We start from the raw sequence: 8,306 nt of genomic DNA on the forward strand, positions 1-8,306 counted from the left end.
CCCTTCATCCCTCCTGGTGTTGGCTTGGGTCCTCCCCCAACCGCCTCACCAGCTGGCGTGGCGTCCTATTCCCACCCCCCTTCAGGGAATTCGGATATTTGGTGTTGAACGAGGGCGGCCCCGGCTGGGACGAGCCTACTTGAGGCCCGCCCGCACCACGCCCTCAAGAATCTGCCTCTGGAAGATGATGAAGACGATCAGCATAGGCACCACCGCCACGGTGGAGGCCGCGGTGATCAGGTTCCACTGGGCGCCTACCTCGCCGGAGAAGAGGGAGATCCCCACCGGCAGGGTGTACATGGCCTGGGATTCGGTGACGATGAGAGGCCAGAGGTAGGCGTTCCAGTTTCCGATGAAGGTCAGGATGGCCAAAGCCGACAGGGACGGCTTCACCAGGGGCAGGGCCACCCGCCAGAAGAGCCCGAACTCTGAGAGCCCGTCAATCCGCCCCGCGTCCAGGAGTTCGTCGGGCAGGGTACTGAAGGCTTGGCGCATCAGGAAGACGCCGAAGGCGGTCATCAGCCCCGGGAAGAGGATCCCCCAGTAGGTGTCCAGCCACCCGTACTGGGCCGACATCTGGTACCACGGCAGCACCAGCATCTCCGTGGGCACGAAGAGGGTGGAGAGGATCAGGACGAAGACGATCCGCTTCCCCGGGAAGGGCAGCTTGGCCAGGGTGTAGCCCACCAGGGAATCAAAGACCAGGACCGACGCGACGGTGATCCCGCCCACCAGCAAGCTGTTGAAGAACCACCGGGGGAACATGGTGCGGGAGAAGAGGAGGACGTAGTTGGCCAGGGTGGGCTCGCTGGGTACCAGGCTGAGGGAGAAGATCTCCCGAAAGGGCTTGAGCGACGTCAGGACCATCCACACGAAGGGGAAGACCATGGGGACCACGCCCAGGATCAGGACCGCGTAGCTGAAGACGGTGACCGCCCTGGCCCGCATCAGTACTCCACCTCCCGGGACGTCAACCGGATTTGGATGAGGCTGATGATGAGCAGGATCACGAAGAGGACGACCACGATAGCGGCCGCGTACCCCATGTCGTACGCCTGGAAGGCCCGCTGGTAGGTGTAGAGGACCACCGTCAAGGTGCTGCCCAAAGGCCCGCCCGGATCGTTGAACTTCAAGTTCATCACGTGGGTGAAGAGCTGGAGCATGCCGATGCTGGGCGCCGCGGTGGCCATGACCAGGGAGACAACGATGGTCGGGTTGAGCAAGGGCAACGTGATGTACCGGAAGGTGACCCACCGGCTGGCCCCGTCGATCTGGGCCGCCTCGTAGTACAGGCGGGGGATGGACTCCAGTCCCGCCAGGAACAGGAGGATATGAAAGCCGACAAACTGCCAAACCACCACCGCGGTCACGGTGGGCAGGGCTTGCTGCGGGCTGGTGAGGAAAGGCTGGGGCGGGAGGCCCAGCCAGTGGAGCACCTGGTTCACAATGCCCAGATGGGGCGACAGCAGCAGGCTCCAGACCCAGGAGACGGCGACCGCCGGGGCCACATAAGGGGCGAAGAAGACGGCCCGGAAGAAACCCCGGAACCGGCGGATGGAGTGGAGCAGAAGAGCGAAGGCCAACCCCAGGATGAGCTGGGCGGGCACCCCCAACAGGCCGTACCAGAGGGTGTTCCGGAAGGCCTGGTGGAGGCGCTGATCGGCCAGCATCCGCTCATAGTTCCCCAAGCCCACAAAGGTTCGGGCCTCGGGTTGGACATGCCAGTCGTACAGGGACATCTGGAAGGCTTGCAAGGTCGGGATGATGCGGATCCCGATGAAGAAAAGAAGGGGGAGCGCTAAGAAGATGTACGCCCAGAGTGCTTTCCGTGCCGAGAGTGTGAGTCTGACCATGAGCGCTCCCCCTTCTCCCCGGTGATCAGCCCGCCAGAGACAATAGGTCGCGTCCGCTGGCCGGAAGCCCTTGCCCTGGGGCTTCCGGCCCTTCACCAGCCTCAGCGGTTCCAGAACTGGTCCAGAATCCGCTGCTCCTCCTCCGCCGCGATCCGGATGGACGTCGCGGGATCGGTACCCTCCAGGAGCACCCGGTTGATGGCGTCCACCATCACCCGCCGCTGCCCTTCCTCATCAACGAAGAAGGTGGCATGCGAGTAGGGAAGCGACCGGATGAAGGGCCCGTACACCGGATCCTCCGCCAGCTCGGGGTCGTCGGCGAGGGAGAGCCGGGCCGGCAGCTCGCCCACCTGCTCCAGCCAGAGCTTCATCGCCTCTTCAGAGGTGATGAAGCGGAGGAACTTGAGGGAGGCCTCCAGCTTGGCCGGATCCTCGAAGGCCCGCGCCGTGAGCCCGTTCATCCAGAAGGAGCCGAAGTTGTGCCGGTCGTTGGGATCGAAGACGGGCAGTTCCGTCACGCCCCAGGCGAACTGGTCGCCCACCCCGTTGCGGATGGTGGCGATGGCGAAAGAGCCGTCGATGATCATGCCGATCAGCCCGGCGATGAACCCGTCGCGGTAGTCGGCCCGGCCGGGGAAGAACTCCACGTCGCCCAGGCCGTGCTTCAGCTGCCAGTCGGTGTAGAACTCGAGGGCCTTGACGCCCGCCTCGCTGTTGTAGAGCACCCGGCGGTTCTCATCGTCGTAGGGCTGCCCACCGAACTGGCGGATGAGCACCTCCCGGATCAGATGGTGGTCCTGACCCGCCGGCCCGAACCCGAAGCCCAGGCGGGTGTAGAAGGGCCCCCGCCGCTCCGCCATCGCCTGGCCCGCGGCAATGAACTCATCCCAGGTCTGGGGCGGCTCCTGGAAGCCGGCTTGGTTGAGGAGGTCCTTGTTGTAGAAGAGGGCGAGGGTGCGCACCCCCGTGGGCAGGCCCCAGTACTCCCCGTTCATGAAGGCCGCCCGCACCATGGGAACGAACTCCCGCTCGATCTCCGCAGCGTCGATAGGCAAAGGCTCGAGATACCCCGCCCGGACCCAGGCGGGCAGCCAGCCGTAGAAGAGGTTGACGACCTCCGGTCCCTGACCGGCCGGCACCGCCGCCGCGACCCGGGCGCCGTACGCCTCGTAGGGGAAGGTCTCGTGGATCACCCGGATGCCGGGATTCTCCGCCTCGAACTGCTCGATCAGCTGATCGATGGCCTTGACCTTGGTCTCGTAGTAGTACTGCCAGTACCGGATGGTGATGGGCTCACCCGACTGGGCGCCCGCCCATCCAGCCAGAGCCCAAACCAGCGCCAAGGCGAGGAAGACCGTCACCAAGGAGCGAGTCCTGCAGGCGACCACGCACGACAACCTCCTTTAGGTGAGAGCTTGGATCTCGATGGTCCCGAAAACAGGCAGGCCAACTTTCATCAGGCGATAGAAGAAGTGAGCCCCTTACCCAGGACAACCTTTACGCCCGGCACCACCTCCTCATCCACCAACCCCCGCACGAACGAAGGAGATGGAATCTCGGCGCGAATCAAGCACGGTGGCGACAGCGCCCAGGATACCCGCCTCCTCCCCCAGCTCCGAGGGGACCACCCTGGGCGGGTACGGCACCAGCGTCTCGATGATCTGGCGGACCGGCTCCAGGAAGAGAGGCTCCGGCGCCCGGGCAACACCCCCGCCGATCACCAGCACTTCCGGATCGATCAGACTGCACAGGTTGGCCAGGGCGATGCCCACCATCTCCGCCGTCTCCCGCCAGACCTCCATGGCCAAGGGATCCCCCTGCGCGGCCGCTTCGGCGACGAGCCTGGCCGTGATGGCCTCTTCCCTGCCACCGGCCAGGTCCAACACCATGGACGGCCGCCCCAGAGCCCGCATCCGGGCGAGGAAGCGGCGGGCGATCCCAGGGCCGGCGGCGAAGGTCTCCAGGGGCCCGTACCCTTCCGCCCTGGCGATGGGTCCGAGGGCTCCGATGAGCCAGTAGCCGATCTCGCCCGCCGCCCCGTGCGCGCCCCGGTAGACCTCGCCGTTGAGCAAGAGCCCCACGCCGATGCCGGTGCCGATGGTGACGCAGGCGCCGTCGGTCACACCCCGGAGCGCCCCCTTCCAGTGCTCGCCCCGGAGGATGGTGTTCACGTCGTTCTCCATGTGGACGGGGCGCTCCAACTCAGCCCGAAGGTACTCCCCCAGGGGGATGGACCCGGGAACGGGCCCCCCGTGACCCGCCGAGGGAGTGGCTCCTCCCGCGGGGCTGCCCTCTCGGGCGGGGCGGGCCAAGCCTGGGGCCAAGGAGACAGAACGCCCCTCGGGATCGGGGACCCCAGGGACACCGATGCCGATGCCCATCACCTTCTCCAGGCCCAATCCTGCCTGGTCCAGCAGGTGGAGGATCAACCCCTTGACCCGCTCCTCCACCGGCTCCTCGCCATCTTCAACGTGGGTGGAGATGGTGGCGGTGGCGACCAGGTTCCCTTCCAGGTCACTCACGCCGCCGGCCACCTTGGTGCCCCCCAGATCCACACCGACCACATAGGCCAGCCGGGCGTTGTAGGCGTAGAGTGCGGGGCGCCGGCCCCCCGTCGACTCGCCTTCGCCCACGCAGACCACCAGGCCCTCCGCCTCCATCTCCCGGACCAGCTGGGAGACGGCCGGCAGGCTGATCCCCGTCCGGTCGGCCAGCTCCACCCGCGAGAGGGGACCGGCCCGTTGCAGGTGCTCCAGAATACGGGATCGGTTGAGGCTCTTGATCAGCTTCCCCGTTCCCCACACGGGCCGGTCCTGGTCCTTCGCCACCCACCTGACCTCCTGCTCGCGCGCCGGCCGACAGGCCCCGCCCTGCCGTTGGACATACTTTCTTTACAAAAATAAGCAAGTTATTCTTTCGTTATTGACTGCCCCTTTCCTTCTTGGCGGGAATCAGGAAGCGCACCGATTCCGGCGATCCCGCCCAGTCAGGGCCTTACTGGCCGGCGGAAACGGCTGCCCCCGCTCCGGCCGCCCGCCGGCGGATGATGAGGCGGGCCACCAGGGGCCCGAGGAGCGCCACCGCGGCCACCGCCAACAGGGCGGCGGAGATGGGCCGGGTGACGAAGATGGTGTAGTCGCCCTGGCTGATGGCCAGTGCCCGCCGGAGCTGCTGCTCGGCCAGGGGGCCCAGGATGAGCCCGATGACCGCCGGCGCCACGGGGAAGTCGAAGCGGCGCATCAGGAAGCCCACCAACCCGATGAGGTACAGGGTGGCGAGGTCCACCACCGAGTGGTTCAGGCTGTAGGTCCCGAGGGTCGCGAAGACCATGATCCCCGCGTAGAGGAGCGGCCGGGGGATGGTGAGGAGGCGGACCCAAAGCCCCACCAGGGGCAGGTTGAGGACCAGCAGCATGGCGTTGCCGATGTAGAGGCTGGCAATCAACCCCCAGACCAGATCGGGCGCGTTGGCGAAGAGGAGTGGCCCCGGCTGGAGGCCGAACTGCTGGAAGGCGGCCAGCATGATGGCGGCGGTAGCCGAGGTGGGCAACCCCAGGGTGAGGAGGGGGACCAGCACCCCCGCCGCGGCCGCGTTGTTGGCCGCCTCGGGCCCCGCCACCCCCTCGATGGCGCCTTTTCCGAACTGATCCTTCTGCTTGCTTAGCCGGCGCTCCAGCGCGTAGCTGAGGAAGGTGGGCAGCTCCGCGCCACCGGCCGGGAGCGTGCCCATGGGAAACCCGAGGAGGGCGCCCCGCAGCCAGGGCTTCCAGGATCGCCGCCACTCCTCCCGGGTCATCCAAATGGAGCCCCGGAGGGGGATCACCTCCACCTCGTCCCGGCCCAGGCGGGAGGCAGCGTAGAAGGCCTCACCCACCGCAAAGAGGCCCACCGCCACGATCACCACGTCGATGCCGTCCAGCATCTCCAGCATCCCCAGGGTGTATCGGGCCTGGCCCGTCTGGAGGTCGATGCCCACCAAGCCCAAAGCCAGCCCGAAGCAGAGGCTGGTCAGCCCCCGGACGGCGGAGGAGCCCAAGAGGGAGGTGACCGCCGTGAACGCCACCAGCATCAGGGCGAAGTACTCGGCAGGCCCAAAGGCCAACGCGACCCGGATCATCAGGGGCGCGATAAAGGTGAGGGCTATGGTGGCCAGGGTGCCCGCCACGAAGGAGCCGATGGCCGCCGTTGCCAGCGCCGCCCCGCCCCGGCCCTGGCGGGCCATCTGGTAGCCTTCCAGGGCGGTGATCATGGAGGCGCTCTCCCCCGGCGTGTTGAGCAGGATGGATGTGGTCGAGCCGCCATACATGCCCCCGTAGTAGATGCCCGCGAACATAATCATGGAGCCGGTGGGATCCAGGTGGAAGGTGACAGGGAGCAACAGGGCGACGGTCAGGGCGGGGCCGATGCCCGGCAGGATGCCCACAACAGTGCCCAGGGTGACCCCCACCAGGGCCCAGAGCAGGTTCTGGAGGGTCAAGGCTACCGAGAAGCCTTCAAGCAGGAGGCCCAGGGTTTCCATCAACGGTTCCTCCCCTCGTGCCGATCACCACGGCAACCAGCCAGCCGGCAGGTTGAGGTCCAACAGGTACGTAAAAGCCAGGTACGCCACCAGCGCGAGCACGAAACCGGTCACCACGTCCCGCAGGTACCGCCGGCTGCCGAAGGCTTGGGCCATCCCCCAGAAAAGGAGGGTGGAGGCCACCACAAAGCCGGCCCGCTCGATGAGGAGCTGCTGGACCAGAAGGGCCGTCCCCATCAGGAGCACCGCGCCCCAGTTGATGGGGGGCCGCTGAACCTCGGCCTGCTCCTGGGCAGGACGTCCCCGCAGGGCCTGGATGAGCAGGACCATCCCACACGCGCCCGTGGCCGCCGACACGAGAAAGGGAAAGAAGCGGGGCCCGATGTGCGCGTAGCCCGGGGAGACGCGGATTTGGAACGCGCCGACCAAGAGGAAGACGGCCAAGCCCAGAACGCCCAAGGCCAGGAGCAGTTCCCCGGTCAGGCGGGCGCGCCCGGGAGCCCAGGCCCGGGGGACGGCCTGCCGTCCCCCGGACACCGCAGCCGCAGGCACATCGCGACGAGGCATGCCTTCCGATGGGGTGCGACGGTACGCGCTCACTGGATCAGACCGATCTCCTTCAGCACGGCTTCCACCCGCCGGTTCTCCTCCGCCAGGTAGTCGGCGAAGGCGTCACCCGAGAGGTAGAAGTCGTTCCAGTTGTTCTCGGCGAGGATCTGATGCCAGCGCTCCGTGGCGTGGAGCCGGTCAAACGCGGCGACCAAAGCCGCCTTCTGCGCCTCGGAGATCCCGGGCGGCGCCACCACGCCCCGCCAGTTGGCGAGCTCAATGGGCACCCCCTGCTCCACCAACGTGGGCACGTCGATCCCCTCTACCCGCTCCCGGGAGGAGATGGCCAGCGCCCGGAGGGCTCCCGCCTCGATCTGGCCGGCCCACTCGCCGTACCCCGTCACGCCGGCTGAGACATGCCCGCCCAACATGGCGGCTAGGGCCTCGCCCCCGCCCGAGAAGGGAATGTAGTTGATGTCACTGGGGGCGACGCCAACCTCTTTGGCGAGCAGACCCACCAGAATGTGGTCGACACCCCCGGCGGAACCGCCCGCCCAAGAGATGGAGCGGGGGTTGGCCTTGAAGGCCTCCAAGAGGTCGTCCAGGGTCTGGAAAGGCGAGTTGGCCGGCACCGCAATCACTTCGTACTCGGCGGTCAGGCGGGCGATGGGGGTGGTCTGCTCCAGGGTGACCGCCGACTGGTTGGTGAGGATGGCGCCCACCATCACCAGACCGGTGATCATCACCAAATCGCCCTGCCCCCGCTCGGTGCTGGCCAGCCGGGCCAGGCCGATGGTCCCGCCGGCCCCCGGCACGTTGAAGACGTCCACCACCCCCGGCACGATCCCGTCCCGGAGCACCACCTGGGCCAGGCGGGCCGTCTGATCCCAGCCGCCCCCCGGGCTGGCGGGGGCCATGATGCGCAAGCTCGACGGGGGCTGGACCTCCTGGGCGTGGACGGAATCCCATGCCACCACCAGAACCAGCGCGACCGCGAACGCAGCGACCGCCGCAACGACATGAGCCTTCTGGCGCAGCCTGAAAACCAAGAGTTGGCCACCTCCAGACTCGAACTTCCCGGCAGCCTCACCGCCGCCCCATAGCATTGGTGGACTTGGGTGCAGCTGACCGGGACAAACCCGGTAGAGACAGCCAATACAGTTCTTGTAAATACGTATGATTCCTTTTGATGATGATTGTTCTGTTGTACCACTTGCGACCCCCACGCTGTGGGACTCAATGTAATGAAGGACCAACACAACTTTGCCTTTCATGCGGTTTCATGAAGGAATCACTTGCCACGCGGCGAATAGGGTTCACCGAACAACTTGCTTAGGAAAGTATTCAAAGTATCTCCGCCAGACGATGGGTGTGAGACCATGGCCG

7 protein-coding genes are annotated in these 8,306 nt (G+C 66.7%); all 7 read right to left on the reverse strand.

Annotated elements, in window-relative coordinates; translation table 11 throughout:
- Positions 1-135: 135 nt before the first annotated feature.
- Complete coding sequence (locus FWJ67_RS10240; RefSeq protein WP_304174979.1) at positions 136-948, reverse strand: carbohydrate ABC transporter permease; 813 nt, start codon at positions 946-948, stop codon at positions 136-138.
- Complete coding sequence (locus tag FWJ67_RS10245) at positions 948-1,853, reverse strand: carbohydrate ABC transporter permease (RefSeq protein WP_414482441.1); 906 nt, start codon at positions 1,851-1,853, stop codon at positions 948-950. The genes FWJ67_RS10240 and FWJ67_RS10245 overlap by 1 nt, the downstream gene beginning before the upstream one ends.
- 101 nt (positions 1,854-1,954) lie before the next feature.
- Complete coding sequence (locus FWJ67_RS10250; RefSeq protein ID WP_304174975.1) at positions 1,955-3,241, reverse strand: extracellular solute-binding protein; 1,287 nt, start codon at positions 3,239-3,241, stop codon at positions 1,955-1,957.
- A 129-nt stretch (positions 3,242-3,370) separates the two neighbouring features.
- Positions 3,371-4,681, reverse strand: coding sequence for an ROK family transcriptional regulator (locus FWJ67_RS10255; protein ID WP_414482440.1), 1,311 nt, complete (start codon positions 4,679-4,681; stop codon positions 3,371-3,373).
- 166 nt (positions 4,682-4,847) lie between these two features.
- The gene (locus tag FWJ67_RS10260; protein WP_414482439.1) at positions 4,848-6,371 is read right to left on the reverse strand and encodes a tripartite tricarboxylate transporter permease; all 1,524 of its coding nucleotides are present in this window, start codon (positions 6,369-6,371) and stop codon (positions 4,848-4,850) included.
- A gap of 24 nt (positions 6,372-6,395) precedes the next feature.
- Positions 6,396-6,938, reverse strand: a complete 543-nt coding sequence (locus FWJ67_RS10265; RefSeq protein WP_414482781.1) for a tripartite tricarboxylate transporter TctB family protein — start codon at positions 6,936-6,938, stop codon at positions 6,396-6,398.
- Between the two features lie 29 nt (positions 6,939-6,967).
- Positions 6,968-7,969: a Bug family tripartite tricarboxylate transporter substrate binding protein gene (locus FWJ67_RS10270; protein ID WP_304172553.1), complete on the reverse strand. Its 1,002-nt coding sequence runs from the start codon at positions 7,967-7,969 to the stop codon at positions 6,968-6,970.
- Between the last annotated feature and the right edge of the window lie 337 nt (positions 7,970-8,306).

Origin of the sequence: Limnochorda sp. (assembly GCF_047459355.1) — a bacterium.
Lineage (GTDB): Bacteria > Bacillota > Limnochordia > Limnochordales > Limnochordaceae > Limnochorda.

Excerpts from the sequence above, each read along its gene's own strand:
- FWJ67_RS10240 (WP_304174979.1), bottom strand. The coding sequence starts at position 948 with ATGCGGGCCAGGGCGGTCACCGTCTTCAGCTACGCGGTCCTGATCCTG.
- FWJ67_RS10245 (WP_414482441.1), bottom strand. The coding sequence starts at position 1,853 with ATGGTCAGACTCACACTCTCGGCACGGAAAGCACTCTGGGCGTACATC.
- FWJ67_RS10260 (WP_414482439.1), bottom strand. The coding sequence starts at position 6,371 with ATGGAAACCCTGGGCCTCCTGCTTGAAGGCTTCTCGGTAGCCTTGACC.
- FWJ67_RS10265 (WP_414482781.1), bottom strand. The coding sequence starts at position 6,938 with ATGCCTCGTCGCGATGTGCCTGCGGCTGCGGTGTCCGGGGGACGGCAG.